Below are 25,900 nucleotides of genomic sequence, written 5' to 3' on the forward strand. Positions count from 1 at the left end.
ACGTAACCCCTTTTTCTTTCGTCCGCCTTTTGCTGGCAGGCGCTCTGCAGGCAACTTCGTTGGCTGCGGTCGCGGGGGGGGGGGGCGCGGCCCCCCCCCCCCCCGGCGGAGTCGGCGGCTCGCAGCGAGCCGAAGCTGGCCTCGTCCGGCGACTGGACCGAGTTCTAACAGCCCGTGCGGCGTACGGCCGCCATCCTAGGAGCAGCAATGCAGTGGTTTCAAAATCTTCGCGTCACCGTCAAGCTGGTCTTGAGTTTCCTCGTGGTCGCGGCCCTTGGCGCGCTCGTCAGCGCGCTCGGCATCTTCCACATGGGGCGCATCAGCGCGTCGACCGAGAGGCTCTACACCCATGAGCTGAGCGCTCTGCAGGCCGTACAGCAGGCCAATATCGCGCTGCTCTATGCCAGCCGCTCGCAGATGACACTGCTGTCGGCGGCCACCCGCGGTGAGCGCAACACGGGATCCAATGCGATCCGCCAATCGCTCGAGGCTCTCGAGGCTCGCACCGCCGAGGCCAAGCCGTTGTTCCTGGACAGCGAGGCCGGCACCAAGCTGTTCCGGCAATACGAGGCCTTGATGGCGCCGTTGAAGCTGCGCATGGCAGATTTCGTCACGCTGGTGGGCAAGCAATCGCTCGACAGTTCGCAATTCGACGGCCGGGTCGGTGACGACAGCGCGCAGCTGCTGAAGGACTCGCGCGCGCTCGAGGAGGTGCTGGAGGCGATGGTGGCCCACGCCAACACGCTCGCCAAGGCCAGCGCGGAGCGGGCCACGGAAACCTACCAGGGCTCGCGCTGGATGATGCTGGTGATCGCGGCCGTCGGCCTGCTGGCCAGCCTGGGCCTGGGCGCCGGGGTGGCCCGCTCGCTCGGGCGCCAGCTGGGCGGAGAACCGGCCTACGCGGCCGAGGTGGTCGGTCGCATCGCGGCCGGCGACCTGGCGGTCGAGGTGGACACCGGCGCGGCCCGGCCCGGCAGCCTGCTGCATTCAATCCGGCTGATGCAGATCGAACTGACCGAGGTGGTCGGCAAGATCAAGGCCTCCAGCGACACGATCGCGACGGCCTCGAACCAGATCGCGGCGGGCAACCAGGACCTGTCCTCGCGCACCGAGCAGCAGGCCAGCTCGCTGGAGGAAACGGCCGCCTCGATGGAAGAACTCACCAGCACCGTCAAGCAGAACGCGGACAACGCGCGCCAGGCGAATCAGCTCGCGGCCTCGGCCTCCGAGGTGGCGGTGAAGGGCGGCGAGGTCGTGAGCCAGGTGGTGGACACGATGGCGTCGATCAACGCATCGTCGAAGAAGATCGTGGACATCATCGGCGTGATCGACGGCATCGCGTTCCAGACCAACATCCTGGCGTTGAACGCGGCGGTGGAAGCCGCACGCGCCGGCGAGCAGGGCCGCGGTTTCGCGGTGGTGGCGTCGGAAGTACGCAGCCTGGCGCAGCGCTCGGCTGCGGCGGCCAAGGAGATCAAGGGCCTGATCGACGATTCGGTGGGCAAGGTGGGCGTGGGCAGCGCGCTGGTGGCCGAGGCGGGTCACACGATGGAAGAGATCGTGGGCAGCGTGAAGCGTGTGACCGACATCATGGGCGAGATCACGGCAGCCAGCCAGGAGCAGACCTCGGGGATCGAGCAGATCAACCAGGCGATCACGCAGATGGACCAGGTGACGCAGCAGAACGCGGCACTGGTCGAAGAGGCCGCGGCGGCCGCTCAGTCGCTGCAGGGCCAGGCCGGCGGCCTGTCCGAGGTGGTGGGGGTGTTCAAGCTTCGGGAGTCAGGCGCTGTTCAGTCTTCAACTTTCGGTTGAAGCTGCCGATATAGACCCTGAAGGCATTGCAGCGGCGATGCCGCACGCAACACCCACCCACACCCAACCAGGTAATCGATCCCATGTCAGGAAACTTGTTCTTCACGGGTCTGAGCGGCCTCAATGTCGCGCGAACCTCGCTGATGACGACGGCCCACAACACGGCCAACGTCTACACCACCGGCTACAGCCGGCAGGTCGCGGAAGTCGCCACCAACGCGGCGGTCGCCACCGGCTCGGGCTATGTCGGCACCGGCGCCGGCGTCACCACGATCAGCCGCAGTTACGACCGTTACCTGACCGCGCAGCTCGCCACGGCCCAATCCTCCTCGGCGGCCTTGAATTCCTACGGCACCGAGATCAACCGCATCGACTCGCTGCTGGCCGACAAGACCTCCGGCATCAGCGTGCTGATGCAGACCTTCTTCACCGCGGTGCAGGGCGTCGCCAACACCCCGGCCGACTCGGCCGCGCGGCAGCAGCTCATCAGCTCGGCGCAGTCGCTGTCGAACAAGTTCCGCGCGACCGACCAGTACCTGAGCGACTTGAACGGGTCGGTCAACGACCAGATCTCGGGCAGCGTCTCGCAGATCAACACCTACTCGAGCAAGATCGCCAGCCTCAACCAGCAGATCAGCATGATGACCGCCGTCGCCGGCGGCCAGCCGCCGAACGACCTGCTGGACCAGCGCGACCAGCTGGTCAGCGACCTGAGCCAGATCGTCGACGTCAAGGTGCTCGAGCAGGACAACGGCAAGTACAACGTGTTCATGGGCAACGGCCAGTCGCTGGTGACCGGCGACCAGGCCGCGACCATGAAGGCGGTGCCCTCGGCCGCCGACCCGACCCGCACCACGGTGGCGCTGGTGGGCATCGCCGGCAACGTGTCGGAGCTCGGCAGCGACGTCATCACCGGCGGCTCGCTGGGCGGCCTGATGAACTTCCGCACCCAGACCCTGATCCCGGCCCAGAACGCCATCGGCCGGCTGGCGATGGCGGTCTCGGGCGCCTTCAACGAGCAGCACGGCCTCGGCGTCGACCTCAACGGTGCACTGGGCACCGACTTCTTCACCACCGCCACGCCCGGCGTGTTCTCGAACGCGAAGAACGCCGGCAACATGGTGCTGTCGGGTGTCGTGACCGACACCAACAAGCTCAGCACCAGCGACTATTCGGTGCAGGTCAGCAACGTGGCGGGCACGCTGAACTACTCGGTGACCCGGTTGTCGGACAAGCAGTCGATGGGCACTTTCACGAGCTTCCCGATCAGCTTCGACGGCGTGAGCCTGTCGCAGGCGAGCGGCACGGCCCAGGCCGGCGACTCCTTCCTGGTGCAGCCCACCCGCACCGGTGCGCGCGACATGGACGTGCTGGTGCTCGACCCGGCCAAGGTGGCGGCGGCCTCGCCGATCGTGACCGGCAACGGCGCCGGCAACCAGGGCAGCGGCAAGCTGGGCAAGGCGACCGTCGACCCGACCTACCCGGCGACCCCGCTGGCCGCCAACCTGACACTGAGCTACGACTCCGCGACCGGCGCGCTGTCGGGATTTCCCGCCACCTCCGCCGTCACCGTGACGCTGGCCAACGGCACCGCGACCACCTACGCGGCCGGCGCCCCGGTGCCCTACACGGCGGGCGCCCAGATCAGCTTCGACGGCCTCAGCATGGCGATGACCGGCACGCCGGCCAACGGCGACACCTTCAACATCGGCAAGAACTCGGGCGGCGTGTCGGACGGCAGCAACGCGCTGCTGCTGGGCGCCCTGCAGCGCCAGACCACGATGGGCAACGGCACCACCACCTTCAATGGCGCCTACTCGCAGCTGGTCAGCGAGGTCGGCAACAAGGCGATGGAGATCAAGGTCGCGACCAAGACGCAGGAGAGCGTGACCAGCCAGATCAAGGCCAGCCAGCAGTCGATCTCCGGCGTCAACCAGGACGAGGAAACCGCCAACCTGCTGATGTTCCAGCAGATGTACCAGGCCAATGCGAAGGTCATCCAGACCGCCTCGACCATCTTCGACGCGATCCTCGGCATCCGCAGCTGATCGCCCCGACCCCACCCAGATCCAAGGAGCCGTGATGCGTATCAGCACCAGTTCGTTCTACGAGCAGAACACCCTCGCGATGGGCCTGCAGCAGCAGAACCTCTTCAACGTCCAGCAGCGCCTGTCGGCGGGCACCAAGTTCCTGACCGCCGGCGACGACCCGGTGGGCGCGGCGCGGGTTCTCGGCGTCGCCCAGACGCTGGCCGAGTCGGCCCAGTACGCCACCAGCCGCGAGCGCGCGACCCTGTCCCTCAAGCGCGAGGAAACCGCGCTCGACAGCACCACCGTCATCCTGCAGAACATCAAGACCCTGACCGTGCAGGCCGGCAACGGCACCTTGTCGGATGCCGACCGCGCTTCGCTGGCGACCGCGATCCAGAGCAATCTCGACCAGCTGGTGGGCATCGCGAACTCCGACGACGGCAACGGCCAGTTCCTGTTCGCCGGCTACAAGAGCGCCAGCCCGCCCTTCGCGGCCCAGGCCGGCGGCGGCGTGCAGTACATCGGCGACCAGGGGCAGCGTCTGATGCAGGTCGACGTGGCGCGCCAGCTGTCGACCTCCGACGACGGCCGCACCGTGTTCCAGTCGGTGCAGGGCGGCGCGGGCTACGTCACCTCGGGCGCCGCGGCCAACGCCGGCACCGCCGTCTTCGGCGCGGTCAGCGTGGTCGATGCCACCGCGGCCAACTACGGCAAGGACTTCACGATCAGCTTCGCGGCCGGGAACTACACCGTGTCGACCAACGACACGCCCCCGGTGGTCGCCGCCAGCGGCGCCTTCACGGCCGGCTCGCCGATCGCCTTCGGCGGGCTGCAGATCAGCATGACGGGTACGCCGGCGGACGGCGACACCTTCAACGTCACGACCGCCAAGAACGCGGGCACCGACGTCTTCGCGACCATCGGCGAACTGGTCACGGCGCTGCGCACCCCGCTGACAGGCGGCGGCGCGGTGGCGCAGGCGAAGCTGCAGAACGCGCTGAGCACCGCCAACGTCAAGGTCACGAACGCGCACGACAACGTGCTCACCGTTCTGTCCTCGGTGGGCTCGCGCATGAACGAGGTCGACGCCCTCGACGACGGCGGCGCGTCGCGCGTGCTGATGGACAAGAGCTACATGTCCTCGATCGAGGACCTGGACCCGGCCAGCGCGATCTCGGAGTTCTACCAGCGGCAAACCTCGCTGCAGGCGACCCAGATGACCTTCGCCAAGCTGGCGTCGATCTCGCTGTTCAACTACCTTTGATCGACAGCGGCCCGGGCGGCGGATGCGCCCGGGCCTCGTCCCTCCGGGGGCGGCCCGCTCCACCGGGCTTGGTTAGGCGTTAAAGTAGGTACAAAATCATTACATCGCTCAATTCTGGCGCGAGCATGAAACTTGTCCTGAACCATGGCGAACCTGGCCGATCTGGATCCATCGTTCTCGGTGCCTTGCAGGCGTTGTGCTGCCATGCTGCAGAAGGGGAACCGGTTTTGTCCCTTTTGTTTCGAGGATCAGCTGGCGCCGGCCGATACCGGCGATGCCGAGCCGCCGGCCGTGCCCGGGCGCGGCCTCTCCGTGGCCAAGGAGGTGCCGGCCCCGATGGTCATCGACTTCAGGGACACGGTGCAGCCGGAAGCGGACGAAGTCATCCACATTCCCGGCCCCACGGGCATGGCCGGGCAGGAGGCCGACGCCGAGATCGGCATGGTCCGGCCGGGCGCGTTCTGGCAGACGGAAGTGCTCGGCGGCGGCGGCAAGTCGAACTGGCTGACTCGCTTCGCGACCCCCCAGCGCATGGTGGCGGCCATTGCGCTCGCGCTGGTCGTGACCGGGCTCGCCGTCGTGGGGCTCGAGCGCGTCTATGTCGACGGTGAGAACGAGGCCAGCAGGGAGCGTGCGTTCAGGGACGACGTCGAGCGGGTCCAGGGCGCCCTGAAACGCGGCGACCTGGGCACTGCCGAGCAGGTGCTCGAGGGCCTGGATGCCGACCGTTCGGACGATCCGGCGGTGCAGGCCCTGTGGCAGGCCTTCGACAAGCGAGCGCAGGCGCAGGCCGCCGGCGGGGAGCCCCTTCCTGACGTTTCGCTGAAGGCGTCCAGGGCGATCCGGCTGGAGCAGGCCACTGCGCCGCCGGCCGCTGCGCCTTCGGCCCCGGCCCCGGCCCCGGCCCCGGCGCGGCCGGAGGCGCCGGTTGCGTCCCCGCCTGCGCCGACCGCCGGTGCGGCCGGACCGCAGGACAAGGAGTGCAGCGAGGCGCTGGCGGCGCTGGCCCTGTGCTCGAAGAATTAGAGAGTGCGCGCAAGAATGAGCCAGGCATCTCCTGGCAGTGTCATCAACCTTCGACGGAGCCAACATGCCAATCAGATTCCTGTCCATCGGGCTGTTGTGGATGGCCTTCCTCGCATGCGCGGCCGCGGCGCCCCGGGCGGAGTACAAGATCGTCACCGCATCGAAAACCGGCACGTACATCCAGATCGGCCGGGACCTCGCGACCTGGGTCGCGGACCCGGCCGACATCGATCTCGAAGTCCTCGAGTCGAAGGGGTCGGCCGAGAACGTCCAGCGCATGCGCTTCGAGCCGGGCGTCAAGCTGGCGCTGGTGCAGTCCGATGTCTACCAGGCCTTCCTGGACGAGGCGAAGGCCGGCAACGCCGAGGCCGGCAACATCATCCGGCCGCTGCGCCTGATCATGCCGCTCTACGACGAGGAGATCTACTTCGTCGTCCGCGCCGACTCGCCGCTCAACAGCATCCACGAGATCAAGAACCAGAAGATCGGGGTCGGCCCGCTGGGCAGCGGCACCGCGCTGACCTCGCGAACGCTCTACCAGCTGATGTTCGGCGAGCCGCTGCCGCCTGCCAACGCGCAGTACCTGACCAATGAAGAGGCGCTGGCCAGGCTCACGGTCGACAAGTCGATCGATGTCGCGATCATCGTCGCCGGGCAGCCGGCCAAGCTTTTCACGGACATGAAGGCCGAGGCGCGCAACTACATCAAGATCCTGAAGCTCGACGACGCGGCGCCGGAGACGGCGCGGGCGAAGAAGACCTACTTCCCGGCGGCGATCCGCGCCTCCAGCTACTCGACATGGCTCAAGGCCGACGTGCCCACCCTGACCGTGAAGGCCTACCTGGTCACCTATGACTACGGCCTGCAGTCGACGGTCGGCGCGCTGACCCGCTTTGCCGATTCCCTCTGCGCCAACTTCGACAAGCTGCAGGCCAACGGCCACCCCAAGTGGAAGCAGGTGCGCCTGGAACTGCCGCCCCTGAGCCAGGGATGGCGCTACTACGGGCCGATGGAAAAGCGCATGCGCAACTGCATCGCCCGCCGGTCGGCCGTCAGCGCAGCGGCGCCGACGGCGCCGCCGCCTCTGCCGCGCAACTGCACCGAGCAGGAACTGGTGCTGGGGATCTGCAGGCGCTGAAACAGGCCGCGACCGCCGCTGCGCGCGTGGTCAGCGCCGCAGCGCGCCCGCGAATCGCACCATTGCATCGAGACCGGCCGCGAAGCGCGGCTCCAGGAAGGCGCCCAGGTGCGGCGTCAGCAGCTGCAGCATCCCGATCCCGGCCAGCAGCGTCAGCGGAAAGCCCACGGCGAAGATGCTGAACTGGGGCGATGCTCGGTTCAGGATGCCCATCGCCAGGTTCAGGATCAGCAGGGCGGTCACCAGCGGCAGCGAGAGCATCATGCCGCTGGCGAAGATCTGGCTCGCGCCCGAGACCAGCACCATCCAGCCTTGCGCGGCCAGCGGCGCATCGGCGATCGGCAGGGCCTGGAAGCTCTCGGCCAGCGCGGCGATGATCAGCAGGTGGCCGTCGACCGCGATGAAGATCAGCATCGCCAGCATGTTCAGCAGCCGCGCCACCACCATCGTGGCGCCGCCGTTCATGGGGTCGAAGAAGGACGCGAAGGACAGGCCCATCTGCAGGCCGATGTACTCGCCCGCGGCGAGCACGGCGGTGAACACCATGCGCATCGTGAAGCCCATGGCGACGCCGACCAGCACCTGCTGGATGATGATCCAGACGCCGCCGGCGGAGACCACCGGCACGTCGGGCATAGGGCCCAGCGTCGGCGCCAGCACCAGCGCGAGCATCGCCGCGATCGCCACCTTGACCCGGCGCGCCACCCATGTCTCGCCGAAGATCGGCGCGGTGCTGACCAGCGCCAGCATCCGCACGAACGGCCACAGGAAACCCACCAGCCAAGCGGTGAGTTGCGCCGAGGTGACTTCGAAGACGGGTGGCATCAGGCCGCCGCCGGGCCGCCCCCTCGGGGGGCGGTGGCACACGAAGTTAGGAGCGTGGGAATCACGTTCAGCCGATCAGTTGGGGGATGCTCATGAACAAGGTGCGGATGTAGTCCAGCATCTGTCCAAGCATCCAGGGACCGGCGATGACCATGGTCGCGAACACCGCCAGCAGCTTCGGGATGAAGGACAGCGTGGCCTCGTTGATCTGGGTCGCCGCCTGGAAGATGCTGATGACCAGGCCGACGACCAGCGCCACCAGCAGCAGCGGGGCGCCGAGCGCGAGCGACACCTGGATCGCCTGGTTGCCCATCGACATGATGGTTTCGGGGGTCATGTCGGTTCTTTCAGGTGTAGAAGCTCTGCGCCAGTGCGCCGATCAGCAGTTGCCAGCCATCGGCCAGCACGAACAGCATCAGCTTGAAGGGCAGGGCGATGCTGGCCGGCGGCACCATCATCATGCCCATCGACATCAGCACGCTCGCCACCACCAGGTCGATGATCAGGAACGGGATGAAGATGGTGAAGCCGATCTGGAAGGCGGTCTTCAGTTCGCTGATCACGAAGGAGGGCAGCAGGATGCGCAGCGGCACTTCCTCGGGGCCCTGCATGTCGGGCACCTTGGCCAGCTTCGCGAACAGCGCCAGGTCGTTCTCGCGGGTCTGGCGCAGCATGAAGGCCTTGAAGGGCTCGATGCCACGTTCCAGGGCCTTGTCGGTGCTGATCTTGTTCTCGGAAAAGGGCTTGTAGGCCTCGGTGTAGACCTTGTCGAAGACCGGCGACATGACGAAGAAGGTCAGGAACAGCGACAGCCCGACCAGGATCTGGTTCGGCGGCGACGACTGGGTGCCGATCGCGGTGCGCAGCAGGCCCAGCACGATCAGGATCCGCGTGAAGCTGGTCATGCACAGCAGCAGCGCCGGCAGGAAGGACAGCGAGGTCAGCAGCACCAGCGTCTGGACGCTGAGGGACCAGGTCTGGCTGCCGCCGGGGCCGGGCGTGCTGATCAGCCCGGGCAGGCCCTGGGTCCAGGCGGCCATCGGCAGCGCAGCCGCGAGCAGCACCAGGCCGGCCTGCAGCCCCCGGCGAAGAGGCATTTTCACCATGACGCGGGACGGGCCTTGCCGGTCAGCGATTCACGCAGCTTCTGCGCGAACAGGTCGACCGGGTTGCGGGCCATCGAAACCGGTTCGGCGGCGGCGCCGGCCACCGCCTGCGCGGGCAGCGAATGCAAGGTGTTGACCTGGCTCGCCGTCACGCCCAGCACCAGCCAGGTGCCCGCGACCTCGACCACCACCACGCGTTCGCGCTGGCCGACGCTGGCGCTGGACACGACCTTGACCACCTGGCCGCCGCCGCCGAAGCGCTGCAGCCCGAAGCGGCGCGCCAGCCAGGCGCAACCGAAGATCAGGCCGAGCACCACCAGCATGCCGAGGCCGGCCTGCAGCAGGCCCGAGGCACCGACTGCCGGCGCCATCTCGACCGCGTGGGAGGGCACCGTCGGGAGCGTCATTGGAAAGCCTCCGCGCTTCGCGCTGCGGCGTTCGCCTTCGGAGCGGCCGTGCGGCTCATGACCGGGCCAGCTTCTGCATCCGCTCCGACGGCGTGATGATGTCGGTCAGCCGAATGCCGTACTTGTCGTTGACGACCACCACTTCGCCCTGGGCGATCAGGTAGCCGTTGATCAGCACGTCGAGCGGCTGGCCGGCCAGGCCGTCGAGCTCGACCACCGAGCCTTGCGACAGCTGCAGCAGGCTCTTGATGGTGATGCGCGTGCGGCCGATCTCGGCGGTCAGCTGCACCGGTACGTCCATCACGCGCGCGATGTCCACGGCGGAGACGCTGGCGGCGGCCGCCGGCTCCTGGATCTGCTGGAAGACCTGAGCCGCGGCGGGCGCCGGCACGGGTTCGGCTGCCGGTGGGGCGGGCGTGGCGGCGGTCTGCTCGGCCAGCGCGCTGGCCCAGTCGTCCGCGTCGCTGGCGGAGGAAATGTTGTCAGTCATGGTCGTTCTTCACATCGCTGTCTTGGTGGGAGATCATGTTTTGCACGCGCAGGGCGTAGCGCTCGTTCGAGGTGCCGAAGCCGCACTCCATCACCGGCACGCCGTCGACCCGGGCGATGACGGAGGACGGCAGCTCGATCGGCAGCACGTCGCCGACCTGGAGCTTGAGCACCTCGCCGATGGTCGAGGACATCTTCACGAAGTCCGCGGTCAGCTCGACGTCGGCGGCCTGCATCTGCCTGGACATCTGCTTGACCCAGCGCTTGTCGATCTCGACTTCGTCCTGGATCGGGTTCGACAGCAGGTCGCGGATCGGCTCGATCATCGAGTAGGGGATGCACACGTGCAGGAAGCCGCCGATCGGGCCGAACTCGATCTGCAGCGTGGTGTTGACCACCACCTCGTTGGGCGCCACGATGTTGGCCAGCTTGCCGTGCATCTCGGCCCGCACGTAGTCGAAGTCGAGCGGGTAGACCGGCTGCCAGGCCTCGCCGTAGCACTGCAGCGAGAGATCGAGCAGGCGCTTGATGATGCGCTGCTCGGTGCGCGTGAAGTCGCGCCCCTCGACCCGCACGTGATAGCGGCCGTCGCTGCCGAAGAGGTTGTCGACCACCAGGAAGACCAGCTTCGGATCGAACACGAAGAGCGCGGTGCCCCGCAGCGGCTTCATGTGCATCATGTTGATGTTGGCCGGCACCGGCAGGTGGCGCACGAACTCGGCGTATTGCTGGATCTGCACCGGCCCGACCGAGATGTCGGGGCTGCGGCGCATGAAGTTCAGCAGCGCGCTGCGCAGGCCGCGCGCGAAGCGTTCGTTGATGACCTCCAGCGTGTGCATGCGGCTGCGCACGACCCGGTCGGGCGCGCCGAGGTCGTAGGCCGGCAGGCCATCCGACGGCTTGGCCGGCTTCGAGGTCTGGTCGACGCTGCCGCCGGTGACGCCTTGCAGCAGGGCATCGACCTCGTCCTGCGAGAGGACTTGTTCATAGGCCATGGGTGGCTCGCCTGCTGGGGGTCACTGCACCACGAAGGTGTTGAAGGCCACGCTGGTGATGCCCTGCTCGGGCAGATCGGCGTTGAGCGGCCGGTTCAGCTCGGTGCGGATCTCCTCGGCCAGCTTGGCCTTGTCGTCGGGCGAGACCAGCGAGTCGGCGGTCCGGTTCGACAGCAGCATCAGGGTCCGGCTGCGCAGCTCGGGCATGAACTCGGTGATCTGCGCCTTCGACGGTTCGCCGCGCACCTTGAGCGCCATGCCGACGTGCAGGAACTTGGCGCGGCCTTCACCCTGCAGGTTGACGGTGAACGGTTCCAGTGCCACGAAGATCGGCTTTTCGGGCGCCGGCTTGGCGGCTTCGGCCTGGTGCGCTGCGGCGGCCTTGGGGCCGAGGAAGACGTAGGCGACCGCGCCGGCGGCCAGCAGGCTGACCCCGATCAGGAGGCCGATCAGCAGCTTCGAGGAGCGAGGCGCGGCGGCGGTGGGAGCGTTGGGTGAGGTGGCCATGGTGAAGTTCGATTAACTTGTTCGGTCTATTCTTTGCGAACTGAAGGCTTGGCGAACGGTCGATCAGGGAGGGAAAAGCGCTTCAGATCCGTTCATTGCCTTTTGATCAGTTGAGGACAGAGCAAAAACTGCTGCGCAGTTTGTTGGTCTGTCCCGCAAGGTCTCACTCAGTCGAGGACAGAGCAAAAACTGCTGCGCAGTTTGTTGGTCTGTCCCGCAAGGTCTCAGGAAGTCTCAGGCAAAGGTGTCCAGGCCGACATTGGCCGCCCGCAAGGCACGGGCCGGGCCCACGGGCTGCGGGACGGCCGAGGCTGCGTCGACGCCCTGTCCGGCACCGGGGTACGCCGGCTGGCCGGACGACCGTCCCGGGTTCTGCTGGGCGAACCCGCCTTGCGGCGAGGGCTGGCGGCTTTCGGCGCCGACCGAGGTGTGGCCCAGGCTGATGCCCTGGTCGGCCAAGGTCGTGCGCAGCTGGGGCAGGGCGGCCTCGACCGCCTTGCGCACGCCTTCGTGCGCCGAGACGAACGTCGCCTGGGCCTGGTTGTCGCCCATCGTCAGCGTAACCTTGAGCGGGCCGAGGCCGGCCGGGTTGAGGTTGAGCTCGGCCACCTGGTGGCCGCTGGCGCTCATCCGGATCATCTGCTGGCCGATTGCGGGACCCCATTCGTGGCTGCCCACGGGCGGCGCGACCGACAGCACGGGCGTGGCGTTCGAGGTGGCAGCGGCACGGTCGGCCGCGGCCGGCAGCGCCGAGGCGACCGGCTGCAGCGTCGGCGCGCTCGATTGCGCGTCGGCGTCGAGCGGCTCGGCGGCCTTGGGCTCGGCCGCGACGGCGGTCGCGGTCGCGGCGCTGGCGGCGGCCTGGACCGCGGCGGTCCTGGGCGTGTCGGTGGGTGCCGCGGCGGCTGCCGCCGCGGCATCACCAGCGCCCGGCGTCGCGGCCTTGGCGCCAGCCACCGGCGGCACGAACGAGGAGGTCACCGGGGTGGTGGCCGGTGGCGCGGCAGCCTCCGCCGCATCGGCGGTCGGTGGCGACAGGGCGGTGCGGGTGGCCGGATCGATCGCGCCGGCGGTCTTCGCCGCATGGCCGGCGGGCGAGGCATCGGCCTTCGCCTGCGCGTCGGCGGCCGGGGCCAGCGCCGCCGCTTCGGCGCCTTCGGCCTGCGAGGCGGCCGCGGCGTCGGCGGCGGTCATTGGGCTGGCCGACGTGTTCGTTGCGGCGCCGTCAGGCAGCACGCCGGCGAGGGCGGTGTCGGTGGTGGCGGACGCCGTGTTACCGGCGACCGGGCGGCCTCCGGCCGGGGTGCCGACGATCGGCGCCGCGATCGGCGCGGCCAGCGGTGCCAGCATGGCCAGCACGTCGGCGGCGCTGAGTTCGCTCTTGCGCTCGCCGTCGCGGCCCGGCCGCCGCGTTGCGGTGGCCTCGGGTGCCGCATCGGCCGCGGCCGCCGACCGGGTGCCGCCGGCGGCGCGCGAGCGGTCGAGCATGGCGCCGAAGCTGCGGCCGTCGGGCTCCTCGGCACCGCGGCCACGGGGCCCGGCCTGCGAGGCTTGGGGGCTGGCGAGATTGACGGAGGGCGAAATGAGTGTGGGCATGGGCGAATCCGGTCGGGATTTCAAAGGGTCGGATGGGCGGCGCGGTCGAAGAACTTCCGGGCTGCGCGTTCGTCGCTGTCGCGTTGCTCGCGCTTGGCCTGCGCCAGCATTTCCTGGCGCCGCACGCGCTCCGCCAGGATGTCGAAGGAGTTGAGGCGGCGCTTGTGGTGCTGCCAGTCGCTGCGGCCGTGGTCCAGCCGGCTCTCGGCCTGGGCCACGATCGCGCGCTGCTGCTCGATGGCGCCGTCGAGGGTGCCGAGGAAGGCCTGGAAGTTGCGCCACTGCGCGGTCGGCAGGCCCTTGTTCATGAGCTGGTGCAGCTGGTCGTAGTAGTCCTGGCGGTACTGCAGCAGCAGCTCGAGCTTCTGGCCGGCCCCGAGCCGGGCGCCCTGCAAGGCGCCGAGGCGGCGCGCGGCATCGTCGGTCTGGGTCCGTGCGAGATCGGTCAGCGTGTCGAGCGGGAGTTTCTGGGCCATCGGTGTCCTTCCTTACTCAGGTGGGTTCGAACAGCTTCGTCATGCGCGCGATCGACGTCGGGTAGTCGGTGGGCTCTTCCATCGACTGCTGCAGGAAGGCCTCGATGCGCGGATACATCGCGATCGCCTGGTCCAGCTGCAGGTCGTGGCCTGGGGCGTAGGCGCCGACGCTGATCAGGTCGCGATTGCGCTGGTAGCGCGACAGCATCTGCTTGAAGCGGCGCACGGTGTCGAACTGCGAGGGCGGGATCAGCGCCGTCATCGCGCGGCTGATCGAGGCCTCGATGTCGATCGCCGGGTAGTGCCCGGCTTCGGCCAGCGTGCGCGACAGCACCACGTGGCCGTCGAGGATGGCGCGGGCCGAGTCGGCGATCGGGTCCTGCTGGTCGTCGCCTTCCGAGAGCACCGTGTAGAAGGCGGTGATCGAGCCGCCGCGCCCGTCGGCGTCCCGGGCACCGTTGCCGGCGCGCTCGACCAGTGCCGGCAGCTTCGCGAACACCGAGGGCGGATAGCCCTTGGTGGCCGGCGGCTCGCCGACCGCCAGCGCGATCTCGCGCTGCGCCATCGCATAGCGCGTGAGCGAGTCCATGATCAGCAGCACGTCCTTGCCGAGGTCGCGGAAGTACTCGGCCAGGCAGGTCGCGTAGGCGGCACCCTGCAGCCGCAGCAGCGGCGAGTTGTCGGCCGGCGCGGCGACCACCACCGCCCGCGCCAGGCCTTCCTCGCCGAGCGTGTTCTCGATGAAGTCCTTGACTTCGCGGCCGCGCTCGCCGATCAGGCCGACCACGATCACCTCGGCGCTGGTGTAGCGGGCCATCATGCCCAGCAGCACGCTCTTGCCGACGCCCGAGCCGGCGAACAGGCCCATGCGCTGGCCGCGGCCGACCGTGAGCATCGAGTTGATGGCGCGCACGCCGACGTCCAGCACCGAGTCGATCGGCGCCCGCGTGAGCGGATTGATCGGCGGCGACGACAGCGGCACCTTGCGGCTGATGTCGAGCGGACCCAGGCCGTCGAGCGGCCGGCCCACGGCATCGACCACGCGGCCGAGCATGCCCTCGCCGACCGGCAGCCGCTTGGTGTGGGCCTCGCCGGCCAGGCCCGAGCCGGGCGCGCCGCTGCGCGGAAACACCTTGGCCCCGGGCACCAGCCCGGCCACTTCGGTCTGCGGCATCAGGAACAGCCGGTCGCCCGCGAAGCCGACCACTTCGGCTTCGGCATGGCGTTGCGGATGGCCGGGCGGCAGTTCGATCAGGCAGTCGCTGCCGACCGGCAGCTGCAGGCCGACGGCCTCCAGCACCAGGCCGACGGCGCGCGTCAGGCGGCCCGAATGGGCCGTCATCGCGCACTGGCTGACGTCGCTGCGGGCCTGCGCGAGCGTGCTCAGCCAGGACTTCAGGTGGGGATTGGCGGCCGCGGGTGCGTCGTCTTGCAGAAGGGGTGACATCCTAGTTGCTCCATCGCGCAGTGCGCGGCCCGCGACCCACGAAACTGGCGCAGCCAAGTGCCAGGGATACCGCGGAACCGGCTTTGCCGGGCCGCTGGTATCGCCCCCCTCGAGGGGGGAGGCGCCGCAGGCGCTTCGGGGGGTGTTTCATTTCAGACGTCCTGGGCGTCGACGTCGCGGTGCAGGGCCGCGGTGACGCTCTTCCAGCGGGTTTCGAGGCTGGCGTCCATCTCGCCGGTGGCCGATTGCACGCGGCAGCCGCCGCGGGTCATCGTCTCGTCGGGTCGGACCTGCCAGCCGGCGGCCTGCAGCTCGTTGCCCAGGCTGTTGCGCACCAGCGCGACGTCGTCCGGATGCAGCAGCAGGCGCGGCTCGCCCTGCAGCGCCGGTTCGGTGTGCAGCAGGTCCTGCACCATCGGCAGCACCCATTCGGGCTCGGCGCGCAGGGTGCGGTGCACCACCTGGCGCGCGACGTCGAGCGCCAGCGTGAGCACCGCGTCGGCCAGTTCGCTGTCGGCGCGCCGCAGCGCCGCGGGCAAGCTGGCGGCCAGCGCGCGCAGTTCCTCGGCATGTGCGCTGGCCGCGGCCAGGCCGGCCGCCAGCCCCTCGGTGCGGCCCTGTGCGTAGCCTTCGGCATGGCCCTTGGCGTGGCCTTCGCGCCGGCCTTCGGCGTCGCCGGCGCTGCGGGCCTCGCGGCGCAGGCTCACCAGCTCGGCGGCATGCAGCAGCGCCACCGACGGCGGTGCCTCGACGGCCGGCGCCACGCTGCCGCGGCCGGCAGGGCCCGGGGCAGGGCGCGGGGCAGGGTCGTCCAGCGTGTCCATCTCCCAGCGCTGCCAGGCGGACAGCAACGGCTTGGCCGGCTTCGTGCTCGCCGCGCTGCGCACCGGCGGCGCGTAGGCGGTGGCCATGCGCGCCCGGGTGCCGAAGGGCGACGGGGCTGCGGCGGAGGGGTACTTAGACGAAGTCATCGGTGCCTGGCGCAGCAATCACGATTTCGCCGGCTTCCGCGAGGCGGCGCGCGACCTGCAGGATCGCCTTCTGTTCGGTCTCGACCTGCGAGACGCGCACCGGTCCGCTGAGCTCCATGTCCTCGCGCAGCGTCTCGGCGGCGCGCTGCGACATGTTGGCCAGGAACTTGTCGCGCAGCTCCTGCGGTGCGCCCTTGAGCGCGATGATGAGCGAGTCGGATTCGATGTCCTTGAGCAGGCGCTGGATGCTGCGGTCTTCCAGGCTCAGCAGGTTCTCGAACACGAACATCTCGTCGATGATCCGCTGCGCCAGCGCCTCGTCGTGCTCGCGCACATGGGCGATCGCTTCCTCTTCCTGGGTGCTGTTCATCAGGTTGACGATCTCGGCCGCGGTCCGCACGCCGCCCAGGCGGCTGCGCTTCAGGCCCTGGCCCGAGAGCATCTCTGTCAGCACGTCGGTCAGCTCGTGGAGCGCCGAAGGCTGCACGCCGCCGAAGGTGGCCACCCGCATGATGACGTCGTGGCGCAGTCGGGTCGGCAGCTTCTCGAGCACCTCCGAGGCCTTCATGCGGTCCAGGTGGATCAGCACGGTCGCCAGGATCTGCGGATGCTCGTCGCGGATCAGCTCGGCCACTTCGCTGGCCTCGAGCTGGTTCAGCCGCTCGATGCCGCTGTGCGGCTCGTCGTTCTGCAGGATGTCTTCCAGCAGGTTGCTGGCGCGGTCGTCGCCGAGCGCCTTCTTGAGCACGGCGCGGATGTAGCTGCTCGAGCCCAGGTGCAGCGCCGACAGCTGCTCGGTCTCGTGGCGGAACTCGGACAGCACCGTGTTCAGCTCGTTCTTGGAGACCGAGGCGAGCTTCGCCATCGCGAGGCCGAGGGTCTGGACCTCGCTGGTGGCGAGGTGCGCCAGCGCCGCGGCGGCGCGGTCTTCACCGAGGGCCATCAACAGGATGGCGCTCTTTCGGGTTCCGGTTTCACTGATCATGGGTGTTCATCCAGTGCTGGATCAGCGTGGCGACCAGCTTGGGATCCTGCTCGGCGAGTTGATGGGCATAGTCGAGGTCGACCTTGTGGCGCAGGGCCTCGCGCTGGCGCAGGGCCTCTTCGGCCGAGATCGCCGGTTCGTCGGACTCGGCCGGCGGGTCGCCGGCGGCTTCTCCGTCGGCGCCGGGTTCGACCATGGCCGGTGCCGGAGCGGGGGGCGGCGCGAGGTGCTTGCGCAGCAGGGGCCGCAGCACCGCGAACCAGGCGAACAGGGCCAGGAAGGCGAGCAGCAGGTACTGTCCGAGGGTCTTGCCGAGATCGAGGTTGTCGCGGTCGCGCCAGAACGGCACGGCGGCAGCGGTCGGCTCCTTGTTGTCGTCCGCGAAGGCGCTGTTCACCACGTTGAGCGAATCGCCGCGGTCCTGGCTGAAGCCCATCGCCTCGCGCGCCAGGTTGCGGATCTGCTCGATCTCGACCGGGGTCAGCGCCCGCTGGCTGCTCTTGCCGGCGCCGTCGGTCGTGTCCTTGTAGTTCACCACCACCGCCACCGACAGCCGCTTGATGCCGCCGGCACCTTGCTGCACGTGGCGGATCGAGCGGTCGAGCTCGTAGTTGGTCGTGACGTCCTTGCGCGTGCTGCTCGGCCCGGTCGCCACCGAGGTGGTCGTGCTCGCCGCGTTCGCGCCGCCTGGCGCCGCTGCCGGGGCGCCGGGCGTACCGGGCCGGGGGGCGGTGGTGATCGGCGCGCTCGGGGTGCCCGGCGGCTGGTTCGACAGCGCCCCGGGGACGCCGCCGGGCGGCGTGCCGCCCTGCTGGTTCGACTCGCTCGACTGCTGGCTGCGCATCGCGGCCTTGCCGGGCTCCTGGTTGGGCTTGTACTTCTCGTCGGTGTGCTCCATCACCGAGAAGTCGATGTCGGCCGCGACCTGGGCGCGCACGTTGTTGGCGCCGACGATCGGCTGCAGGATGGCCTCGATGCGGCGGATGTAGCCCTGCTCGATCTCCTGCACGTACTTGAGCTGGCTCACGTCCAGGCCGCGGGCGCTGCTGTTGGCCGCCGACAGCAGGTTGCCGCGCTGGTCGACCACCGTGACGCTCTTGGGGTCGAGTTCCGGCACGCTGCTGGAGATCATGTGGACGATGGCGCTGACCTGGCCCTCGTCGATGCTGCGGCCGCGCTGCAAGGTCAGCACCACCGAGGCCGAGGGCTTCTTCTGCTCGCGCACGAACAGCGAGGGCTTGGGCAGCGCCAGGTGGACCCGCGCCGACTCCACCGTGCCGACCGATTCGATCGAGCGCGCGAGCTCGCCTTCGAGCGCGCGCTGGTAGTTGACCTGCTCGGCGAACTGGCTGGTGCCGAACTTCTGGTTGTCCATCAGTTCGAAGCCGACGCCGCCGGCCTTGGGCAGGCCCTGGGCCGCGAGCTTGAGCCGGACCTCGGGTACCTTGTCGCCGGCGATCAGGATCGCGCCGCCGCCCTCTGCGAACTTGTAGGGCACGTTCATCTGCTGCAGCGACGCGATGATCGCGCCGCCGTCGCGGTCCGAGACGTTGGTGTAGAGCACCTTGTAGTCAGGGCCGCGGTTCATCAGCGTGAAAGCGGCCACGGCGGTCACCAGCACGGCGGCGCCGATGACTATCGGCAGCTTGGGCTGGGCCCGCAGGCGCTCGAGCATCGGCGGCAGCGAGGAGGCTGCGGGCGCCGGGATCGCGGGGGCGGTCGCACTCATTGTCGGATCCCCGCCATGGCCGGTGCGCCGGGACGGTGCGTGGTCATGCAGAGAGAGAGGGTTTGTTGTTCAGAGGTCATGCCGTAGGCCGTGAAGTCGTCAGCGGGCTTGTCGTTTCGCGGTTGATTGTGAGCAGCCGTAACAAATTCGATGGACCGAACAGCGGTGGGTTTAGCCGTCTGTTGGCCGCTTTTATCGGGGTCTTCCCTTGCTACGCTGAAAGGACGACGGAGCGCCTGGGCGCTTCTATAGCAACACCAAAGTAAACAAAGGAAAGCCATGTCGATCACCGCCATCGAATCCGTCCTGCAGCAGATGCGGGCCACCGCCGTGCAGGCCGGGTTTTCGCCCGCCGCCGCCGCGCCCACCGAGGGCGGCGGCTTCGCGGCCGAACTCAAGCGCTCGCTGGACAACATCAGCGGCGCCCAGACCAAGGCCTACGGCCAGGCCGAATCCTTCGAACTGGGCAAGCCGGGCATCGCCCTGAACGACGTCATGGTCGACCTGCAGAAGGCCAACGTCGCGTTCCAGACCGGGCTGCAGGTGCGCAACCGGCTGGTGAGCGCATATCAAGAGGTCATGAACCTGCCGGCTTGAGCCGCAGAGGTTGTGAAGAGGGCTCGCGATTATTTGAGCCGGGCCCCTAAATGTTTCAAAGGGTGTGCCGATAACTGAACCAACGGTGGCCTGAGTCTCACGGCGAGAGAGGGTCCAACGTTACGGCCAGAGGCCGGAAGTAGTCCACAACCTTTGTAAACAGGAGTCGAGCATGGCGCAAGTCATCAATACCAACAGTCTCTCGCTGCTCACGCAGAACAACCTCAACAAGTCGCAATCGTCGCTGAACACCGCGATCGAGCGTCTGTCGTCCGGCATGCGCATCAACAGCGCGAAGGACGACGCCGCCGGCCAGGCCATCGCGAACCGCTTCACGGCCAACATCAAGGGCCTGACGCAAGCATCGCGCAACGCCAACGACGGCATCTCGATCGCTCAAACGACCGAAGGCGCGCTGACCGAAGTGAACAACAACCTGCAACGCGTTCGCGAACTGTCGGTGCAAGCCGCCACCGGCACGAACTCGCAGAGCGATCTGGACTCGATCCAGGGTGAAATCACGCAGCGCCTCGACGAAATCAACCGCGTCTCGGAACAGACCCAGTTCAACGGCGTGAAGGTGCTCTCGGCCGACGCTGGCAAGCTGACGGTGCAAGTCGGTGCCAACGATGGCGAAACCATCGACATCGACCTGCAAGAAATCAGCGCCAAGACGCTCGGCCTCGACGGCTTCAACGTCAATGGCAAGGGTGCCGCCAACAAGACCGCCACCGAATCGGACCTGCTGGTTGCCGGCTGGACCAAGGGCGCCACGACCAGCGGCAACACCGCCTTCACGAAGGTGCCGAGCCAGGCTGCAACGGCCAACGACGTCCTGGGCAAGATGCAGGACAAGGGTACCGTGGTGGTCGGCACCGCGACCTACACCTACAGCGCGGCAAGCAAGAGCTACACGACTGTCGACACCGCTCGCACCGGCGCCGCCCTGACCAGCTCGCTCACGCCGCCGGCCGGCCAGTCCATCACCGCCACCGTCACGCTCGGCGGCAAGGCGATGGATGTCAAGATCGACAGCAACGGTGCACTGACCGATGCGGCCGATGGCTCTGCGCTGTTCCTGGACGCCAGCAAGAACCTGACGAAGACCGGTACTGGCGCGACTGTCGCCGCCACGGTGTCTTCGTTGACCACGACCGCAACCGGCATGGCGAGCGGCGACACGATCAAGATCGGTGCCACGGGCGCAACCTACACCGCGACCGCTGTGGCCAATACCGTCAGCGTCGCAGGCGAGCCGATCTCGGCCGCTGCGGTGGCTGCCAAGGTCAATTCGGGTGTCGCATCCACGATCGACGTCGACGGCACCGGCGGCGCGACGGTTGCCTATGACGTGACTGCGGTCACTGGCGCGGTGGCGCAAGGTGCGGCTGCGCAGTTCGTCGACATCAGCGGCGCACTGGTGGGCAACGCGGCGCAAACCATCACGATGCACAGCAATGGCATCGTGACGGACGCGAACGCGAACACGGTGTATGCCGACGGCGCTTCGCCGGGCAAGCTGACGACCAGCGCCGTCAGCAACGCGACGTCGACGGCCAACCCGCTCGCCGCCGTCGACGCCGCCCTCTCGAAGGTCGACAAGCTGCGCTCCTCGCTGGGTGCGGTGCAGAACCGTTTCGACTCGACGATCGCCAACCTCGGCACCACCATCACCAACCTGTCGTCGTCGCGCTCGCGCATCGAAGACGCGGACTACGCGGTGGAAGTGTCGAACATGACGCGCGCCCAGATCCTGCAGCAAGCCGGTACCTCGGTGCTGTCGCAGGCCAACCAGACCACGCAAGGCGTGCTGTCCCTCCTGCGTTGATCAACTAGCCGTTAACGAAAGGAATGCCAGGCCCCTCCCGCAAGGGAAGGTCCTGGCGGCGCCAGGCCTCGCGGCCTGCGCTGTGCTCTGCGGCCATGCGCGATGGCAAGGCCGCAGAGCACAGCGAACCCCGCAACCAAGGTGGAGAAGATGTCGAACCCGCTTGCCCCGATTCCCGCGAAGGACAGCCCATGGACGCAACTGCTCGTCGGCCGCGCCGCGGGTGCTGCGGCCGCGGACGAGACGGCGGAGCCGGTCGAGGAAGCGACGCCGGCGCAGGTCGAGACCGCGGTGCAGGCCGTCAACGCCTCGCTCGAGATGCGTTCGGTCAGCCTGCAGTTCGAGATCGACAAGGACACCGACAAGGTCATCGTCAAGGTGGTCGACCAGACCAACGGCGTGGTGATCCGCCAGATCCCGACCGAAGAAGTGGTTCGCATCGCGAAGGTCATGGGCAAGGCGCCCGGGATGCTGGTGAGCCAGCAGGCCTGAGGCGGGTCCCTCTTCAAACGTAATACAGGAAAGCAACAAGATGGCAACGATCACCAGCCTGGGCGTCGGCTCCAACCTCGACCTGGCCACCCTTCTCACGCAGCTGCAGACGGCGGAAAGCCAGCCGCTGGTGGCCCTCGATGCGAAGGCGAAGAGCTACACCAGCAAGCTGTCGGCCTATGGCACGGTGCAGAGCGCGCTCAGCGTGCTGCAGACCGCCGCCAAGAAGCTGTCGGACCCGGCGCTGTTCCAGTCGGTCACCGGCACCCCGACCGTGAGCGGCATCCTGGCCGCCTCGTCCACCGACGCCAGCTCGGCCGGCAACTACAGCATCACGGTGTCGCAGCTGGCGCAGTCGCAGTCGGCGATCGCGGCCGGGCAGGCGAGCACCACGACCGCAATCGGCAATGGCAAGATCACGATCGACTTCGGCACCATCACCGGCGGCACCCTGGACCCGGCCACCGGCCAGTACAGCGGCGCCACTTTCGCCGCCGACGCCTCGCGCGTCGCCAAGCCGATCACGATCGACCCCAGCAACAACACGCTGGCGGGCATCCGCGAGGCGATCAACGGCGCCGATGCCGGTGTCACGGCCAGCATCGTCAACGACGGCAGCGGCACGCCCAATCGGCTGGTGCTGGTGTCGACCCAGACCGGCGAAGCTTCGAGCATGCGGATCTCGGTGGACGGCGATGCGGCGCTGCAGAACCTGCTGGGCAACGACCCGGCCGGCACCCAGAACCTGAAGCAGACCGTGGCGGCGCAGAACGCCAAGCTCACGGTCAACGGGATCGCGATCACCAGCGCCAGCAACACGGTCAAGGAAGCGATCCAGGGCAGCACGCTGACGCTGGTGAACACCGGCACCACCGGCCTGTCGATGAAGGCCAACACCAGTTCGGTGACGAGCGCGATCAACGATTTCGTCAAGGCCTACAACAGCCTGCAGAGCACGGCTACCACCTTGACCGCCTATGACGCCGACACCAAGACCGGCGCCGCGCTGATGGGCGACTCGACGCTGCGCAACCTCCAGACCCGCATCCGCCAGGCGCTCACGACGCCGCAGGCCGGCGGCACCGACGGCTTCAAGGTGCTGACCGAGATCGGCGTCAGCTTCCAGAAGGACGGCACGCTGGCAGTCGACTCGACCAAGCTCGACAAGGCGCTCGGCAGCAACCTGGAAGGCGTCGCGAACCTGTTCGCCAGCGCCACCGGCAGCACATCGGGCTACGGCAAGCAGATCGACGCCCTGGTGACCGACCTCAACAGCACCGGCGGCTCGCTCAAGGTGGCCTCGGACGGCGTCACGGAGACGATCAAGGAGCTCGACAAGCAGTACGACGCGATGCAGACCCGGGTCGACGACACGGTGGCGCGCTACCGCAAGCAATTCAACCAGCTCGACGTGCTGGTCAACAGCATGAACAGCACCTTGAGCTACCTGAAGCAGCAGTTCGATGCGATGAGCTCCAGCAGCAAGTAACGCCCTTCCCGGAAGTCGACGATGTACACCCCCCACACCTTCAGGACCGGCGCCGGCGCGTATGCGCGCGTCGGCGTCGAAACCGGCGCCATGAGCGCCTCGCCGCACCAGCTGATCTGCATGCTGTTCGACGGTGCCAGGTCGACCATCGGCATGGCCCGCCACCACATGTCGACCGGCGACATCGGTCCCAAGGGCCAGGCGATCTCCAAGGCGGTCGACATCGTCGACAACGGCCTCCGGGCGGTGCTCGACGCCAAGGCCGCGGGCCCCGAAGGCGAGGCCCTGGTGGCCAACCTGTCGGCCCTCTACGGCTACATCATCCAGCGGCTGCTGCAAGCCAACCTGCGCAACGACACGCAGGCGCTCGACGAAGCCGACACGCTGCTCGAGAGCATCGCATCGGCATGGCGCGAGATCGACGCCGGCCCGGCGCGCGACTGACCGGCAACAAATGAACAAAAGGGAACACCATGGCGACCAGGAGTGAAGTCGTGCATTGCTACGGGCAACTGGCCTCGGGCGTTGCGCTCATGGCTGAACTGGCCCGCGCCAAGGAGTGGGGCCAACTGCCGGCGCTCGAGGAGAAATGCGCCGCGATCGTCGAACGACTCAAGGTGCTGGTGCCGCTCGAAACGCTGGAACCGAGCCAGTTCGAGGAGGCGCTGCGCCTGATCGAGCGCATCCGCCTCGACCAGGACGAGGTCTGCGGGCTGGTCAAGCCGCAGATCGAACAACTGCTCTCCCGCATGGGTTACCTGCATCAGCAGCGCAACCTGGGCAAGGCCTACGGGCCGCCGCACTGAGACGCGAGGGAACTGGCCATGAGCGGACTCACCGGACTCATCGATGCGCTGCTGGCCGTCAAGGCTTCGCCGCGTCTGGACGTGCTCGCGATCAAGGCCGAGACCCGGATCGGTGCGCCCGGCGCGGTGTCGGAGGTGCTGAAGGTCGAGAACGACGTTCGCCTGCCTTCGAAGGCTGCGCTCGACCGGGTACTGCCGGGCGGACCGTCCGGCCTGCCGCCGGCCGCCTCGGCGCGGCCAGCGCCCGAGGCGGAGCTGTCGGTGGCGGCGCGCGTCATCAGCGCGGTGCTGGCCGACCTCGAATCGGATGCGGGTCCGGTGCGTGGCGCCGCACCCGCATGGCCCTCACGACAGGCACCCTCGGCGCCGGCGCTGGCCGGCGCGCTGGCGCAGACCGTGGCCCAGAGCGGCTTGTTCTACGAATCCCACCTGCTCGAGTTCGCTGCCGGCGCGCGTCCGCTGGTCCAGCTGATGCAGGAGCCGCAGGCGCGCTGGGCGACACCGCTGGCGGCGCAACGCGCCGCCGAGCCGGCGCCTGCCGCCGCATCCGGCGAGGGCGCGCCCGCTGCCGAAGAAGCCGTGCGTGCCGTCGCCGAGCCGACGCTGGATGAAGCCGGCGCCTTGCCGCGCAGCGCCCAGCCCGTGGTCGCCGCGGCTGCCGGCAACGGCGCCGCGCCAGCGCCCGGCCCCGCACTGGTGAGCACGGCAGCTGCCGCCGTCGACAACACCGCGCCGGAAGCCGGCCCGGCGCCGACGCCCGACGCCGCCCGGCTGCAGGCGGCCTATGGACGCGGCGAGGCGACAGCCTCGGTGCCGGCAGCGGATGCACCGGCGGCCGAGCGGGTGGAGGAAGCCGGTGCCTCTCACCACGCGGCCGCGTTCGCTCCCAAGGCCGCGGTCCCGCTGGGCGAAGTGATTCATCCCCAGGCCGTGAACCTGGTGCATCAGCAACTCGACTTGCTCGCCACGGCGGTGTTCCGCTGGAGCGGCGAGGCCTGGCCGGGCGTGGCGATGAACTGGACGGTCGAGAAGGAAGCCGCCGACCCGTCGGACGAAGGATCGGGCGACGACCCGCCGCAGCGATGGTCGACCACGGTCGCCATGAGCCTGCCCCGGCTCGGCCAGGTCGACCTCCGGCTGAGCCTGGCGGGCCCTGGCGTGCAGGCCCGGCTGGCCGCCAGCGAGGCCGGCACGGTGGCGACCCTGCGCGCCGACGGCGGCACGCTGGTGCAGCGGATGGAAGCCGCCGGCCTGCGCATGCAGGAGCTGCAGGTGGCGCCGATGGCGCCGGCAGGAGGTGCGTCGTGAGCACGCCCATGGACGACCGGCACAGCGCGGTGGCGCTGTCGCATGCCGACAAGAACCGGGCACCGGTGGTCGTGGCCAAGGGCTATGGCGTGGTGGCCGAATCGATCATGCGCGAAGCCCGGCGGAACGGCCTTTATGTCCATGCCTCGGCGGGCCTGGTCAAGCTGCTGATGCAGGTCGACCTCGACCAGCAGATCCCGCCGCAGCTCTATCGCGCCGTGGCCGAGGTCATGGCCTGGATCCACGAACTCGAAGCCCGGGCGGATATCGCCGGGACCCCGCAGGCATGACGATGGCATCGCCGATGTTTTCTAAATGATACGTTTTGTTTCAGTATCAATGAATCTTCATTGGATTTTCGCGAGCTTTAATGATTAGTACTTTGTAGTTCAATTGAATTTTTAATACTTTTTAATCACCCAATTGCACGCGGTCGCCTATTATTCCGTAAGTAGTTTGAACTACTTTTCATTGGGAAAACAGACCGTCTGTAAGCCGACTCCGACAGTACGTCAGATAAGTCTCACTTTTCGGAATGAGTGCTCTTAGGGTGGTGAATTTGTTAGAAATTGTG

Annotated in this window: 26 protein-coding genes; 13 read left to right on the forward strand and 13 right to left on the reverse strand. The window is 68.3% G+C overall.

Translation table 11 applies throughout. From position 1 onward, the window contains the following. The first annotated feature begins 207 nt into the window (after window positions 1-207). The 5 genes from QTI17_RS31600 (at window position 208) to QTI17_RS31620 (ending at window position 7,273) form a co-directional block, all read left to right on the forward strand. Complete coding sequence (locus QTI17_RS31600; RefSeq protein ID WP_286537840.1) at window positions 208-1,815, forward strand: methyl-accepting chemotaxis protein; 1,608 nt, start codon at window positions 208-210, stop codon at window positions 1,813-1,815. Between the two features lie 83 nt (window positions 1,816-1,898). Further along, a complete protein-coding gene (gene flgK / locus QTI17_RS31605; RefSeq protein WP_286537841.1) occupies window positions 1,899-3,863 on the forward strand; it encodes a flagellar hook-associated protein FlgK in 1,965 nt (654 codons plus the stop codon). 34 nt (window positions 3,864-3,897) lie between these two features. Further along, window positions 3,898-5,109 carry a flagellar hook-associated protein FlgL gene (flgL, locus tag QTI17_RS31610; RefSeq protein WP_286537843.1) on the forward strand — a complete coding sequence of 404 codons (1,212 nt, stop codon included), beginning with the start codon at window positions 3,898-3,900 and terminating at the stop codon, window positions 5,107-5,109. A gap of 204 nt (window positions 5,110-5,313) precedes the next feature. Beyond that, entirely contained in the window at window positions 5,314-6,135 is an 822-nt protein-coding gene (locus tag QTI17_RS31615; protein ID WP_286537844.1) for a hypothetical protein, read from the forward strand. Window positions 6,136-6,199: 64 nt separating this feature from the next. Then, on the forward strand, window positions 6,200-7,273 hold the full coding sequence (locus QTI17_RS31620; protein WP_286537845.1) for a TAXI family TRAP transporter solute-binding subunit: 1,074 nt from the start codon (window positions 6,200-6,202) through the stop codon (window positions 7,271-7,273). 30 nt (window positions 7,274-7,303) lie between these two features. On the opposite strand, the gene fliR is transcribed toward QTI17_RS31620, so the two are convergent. From fliR to fliF, 13 genes are all read right to left on the reverse strand, one after another. Next, window positions 7,304-8,098, reverse strand: a complete 795-nt coding sequence (gene fliR / locus QTI17_RS31625) for a flagellar biosynthetic protein FliR (RefSeq protein ID WP_286537846.1) — start codon at window positions 8,096-8,098, stop codon at window positions 7,304-7,306. 67 nt (window positions 8,099-8,165) lie between these two features. Next, a complete protein-coding gene (gene fliQ / locus QTI17_RS31630) occupies window positions 8,166-8,435 on the reverse strand; it encodes a flagellar biosynthesis protein FliQ (RefSeq protein WP_286537847.1) in 270 nt (89 codons plus the stop codon). A gap of 10 nt (window positions 8,436-8,445) precedes the next feature. Then, complete coding sequence (gene fliP, locus QTI17_RS31635) at window positions 8,446-9,195, reverse strand: flagellar type III secretion system pore protein FliP (RefSeq protein WP_503011151.1); 750 nt, start codon at window positions 9,193-9,195, stop codon at window positions 8,446-8,448. A 2-nt stretch (window positions 9,196-9,197) separates the two neighbouring features. After that, entirely contained in the window at window positions 9,198-9,611 is a 414-nt protein-coding gene (fliO, locus tag QTI17_RS31640) for a flagellar biosynthetic protein FliO (RefSeq protein ID WP_286537848.1), read from the reverse strand. Between the two features lie 55 nt (window positions 9,612-9,666). Beyond that, window positions 9,667-10,101 (reverse strand): flagellar motor switch protein FliN, encoded by a 435-nt coding sequence (fliN, locus tag QTI17_RS31645; protein WP_286537849.1) that lies wholly within the window; start codon window positions 10,099-10,101, stop codon window positions 9,667-9,669. After that, a complete protein-coding gene (fliM, locus tag QTI17_RS31650; protein WP_286537850.1) occupies window positions 10,094-11,095 on the reverse strand; it encodes a flagellar motor switch protein FliM in 1,002 nt (333 codons plus the stop codon). The genes fliN and fliM overlap by 8 nt, the downstream gene beginning before the upstream one ends. 21 nt (window positions 11,096-11,116) lie before the next feature. Continuing rightward, window positions 11,117-11,602 (reverse strand): flagellar basal body-associated protein FliL, encoded by a 486-nt coding sequence (gene fliL, locus QTI17_RS31655; RefSeq protein ID WP_286537851.1) that lies wholly within the window; start codon window positions 11,600-11,602, stop codon window positions 11,117-11,119. 234 nt (window positions 11,603-11,836) lie between these two features. After that, window positions 11,837-13,198 carry a flagellar hook-length control protein FliK gene (locus QTI17_RS31660; protein ID WP_286537852.1) on the reverse strand — a complete coding sequence of 454 codons (1,362 nt, stop codon included), beginning with the start codon at window positions 13,196-13,198 and terminating at the stop codon, window positions 11,837-11,839. A gap of 20 nt (window positions 13,199-13,218) precedes the next feature. After that, window positions 13,219-13,674, reverse strand: coding sequence for a flagellar export protein FliJ (gene fliJ, locus QTI17_RS31665; RefSeq protein ID WP_286537853.1), 456 nt, complete (start codon window positions 13,672-13,674; stop codon window positions 13,219-13,221). A gap of 16 nt (window positions 13,675-13,690) precedes the next feature. Then, window positions 13,691-15,121, reverse strand: a complete 1,431-nt coding sequence (gene fliI, locus QTI17_RS31670; RefSeq protein WP_286537854.1) for a flagellar protein export ATPase FliI — start codon at window positions 15,119-15,121, stop codon at window positions 13,691-13,693. 152 nt (window positions 15,122-15,273) lie between these two features. Beyond that, window positions 15,274-16,032 carry a flagellar assembly protein FliH gene (fliH, locus tag QTI17_RS31675; RefSeq protein WP_286537855.1) on the reverse strand — a complete coding sequence of 253 codons (759 nt, stop codon included), beginning with the start codon at window positions 16,030-16,032 and terminating at the stop codon, window positions 15,274-15,276. A gap of 46 nt (window positions 16,033-16,078) precedes the next feature. Next, complete coding sequence (gene fliG, locus QTI17_RS31680; RefSeq protein ID WP_286526989.1) at window positions 16,079-17,077, reverse strand: flagellar motor switch protein FliG; 999 nt, start codon at window positions 17,075-17,077, stop codon at window positions 16,079-16,081. Then, window positions 17,067-18,806 (reverse strand): flagellar basal-body MS-ring/collar protein FliF, encoded by a 1,740-nt coding sequence (gene fliF / locus QTI17_RS31685; RefSeq protein WP_286537856.1) that lies wholly within the window; start codon window positions 18,804-18,806, stop codon window positions 17,067-17,069. The genes fliG and fliF overlap by 11 nt, the downstream gene beginning before the upstream one ends. Window positions 18,807-19,085: 279 nt before the next feature. Between fliF and fliE the strand changes: the two genes are divergently transcribed. From fliE to QTI17_RS31725, 8 genes are all read left to right on the forward strand, one after another. Further along, window positions 19,086-19,403 (forward strand): flagellar hook-basal body complex protein FliE, encoded by a 318-nt coding sequence (fliE, locus tag QTI17_RS31690; RefSeq protein ID WP_286537857.1) that lies wholly within the window; start codon window positions 19,086-19,088, stop codon window positions 19,401-19,403. Between the two features lie 172 nt (window positions 19,404-19,575). After that, a complete protein-coding gene (locus QTI17_RS31695; protein ID WP_286537858.1) occupies window positions 19,576-21,231 on the forward strand; it encodes a flagellin N-terminal helical domain-containing protein in 1,656 nt (551 codons plus the stop codon). Window positions 21,232-21,381: 150 nt separating this feature from the next. Then, window positions 21,382-21,723: a flagellar protein FlaG gene (locus QTI17_RS31700; protein WP_286537860.1), complete on the forward strand. Its 342-nt coding sequence runs from the start codon at window positions 21,382-21,384 to the stop codon at window positions 21,721-21,723. A 40-nt stretch (window positions 21,724-21,763) separates the two neighbouring features. Further along, window positions 21,764-23,212 (forward strand): flagellar filament capping protein FliD, encoded by a 1,449-nt coding sequence (gene fliD / locus QTI17_RS31705; RefSeq protein ID WP_286537861.1) that lies wholly within the window; start codon window positions 21,764-21,766, stop codon window positions 23,210-23,212. A gap of 21 nt (window positions 23,213-23,233) precedes the next feature. Next, complete coding sequence (fliS, locus tag QTI17_RS31710) at window positions 23,234-23,656, forward strand: flagellar export chaperone FliS (protein WP_286537862.1); 423 nt, start codon at window positions 23,234-23,236, stop codon at window positions 23,654-23,656. A 29-nt stretch (window positions 23,657-23,685) separates the two neighbouring features. Next, complete coding sequence (locus tag QTI17_RS31715) at window positions 23,686-24,018, forward strand: flagellar protein FliT (protein WP_286537863.1); 333 nt, start codon at window positions 23,686-23,688, stop codon at window positions 24,016-24,018. Window positions 24,019-24,036: 18 nt separating this feature from the next. Beyond that, window positions 24,037-25,326, forward strand: a complete 1,290-nt coding sequence (gene fliK, locus QTI17_RS31720) for a flagellar hook-length control protein FliK (RefSeq protein WP_286537865.1) — start codon at window positions 24,037-24,039, stop codon at window positions 25,324-25,326. After that, window positions 25,323-25,616 carry an EscU/YscU/HrcU family type III secretion system export apparatus switch protein gene (locus QTI17_RS31725; RefSeq protein ID WP_286537866.1) on the forward strand — a complete coding sequence of 98 codons (294 nt, stop codon included), beginning with the start codon at window positions 25,323-25,325 and terminating at the stop codon, window positions 25,614-25,616. Before fliK ends, QTI17_RS31725 begins: the two co-directional genes overlap by 4 nt. The last annotated feature ends 284 nt before the right edge of the window (window positions 25,617-25,900 follow it).

The organism is Variovorax sp. J31P179 (assembly GCF_030316985.1).
In the GTDB taxonomy this organism is placed as follows: Bacteria; Pseudomonadota; Gammaproteobacteria; order Burkholderiales; family Burkholderiaceae_C; genus Variovorax; species Variovorax ginsengisoli_B.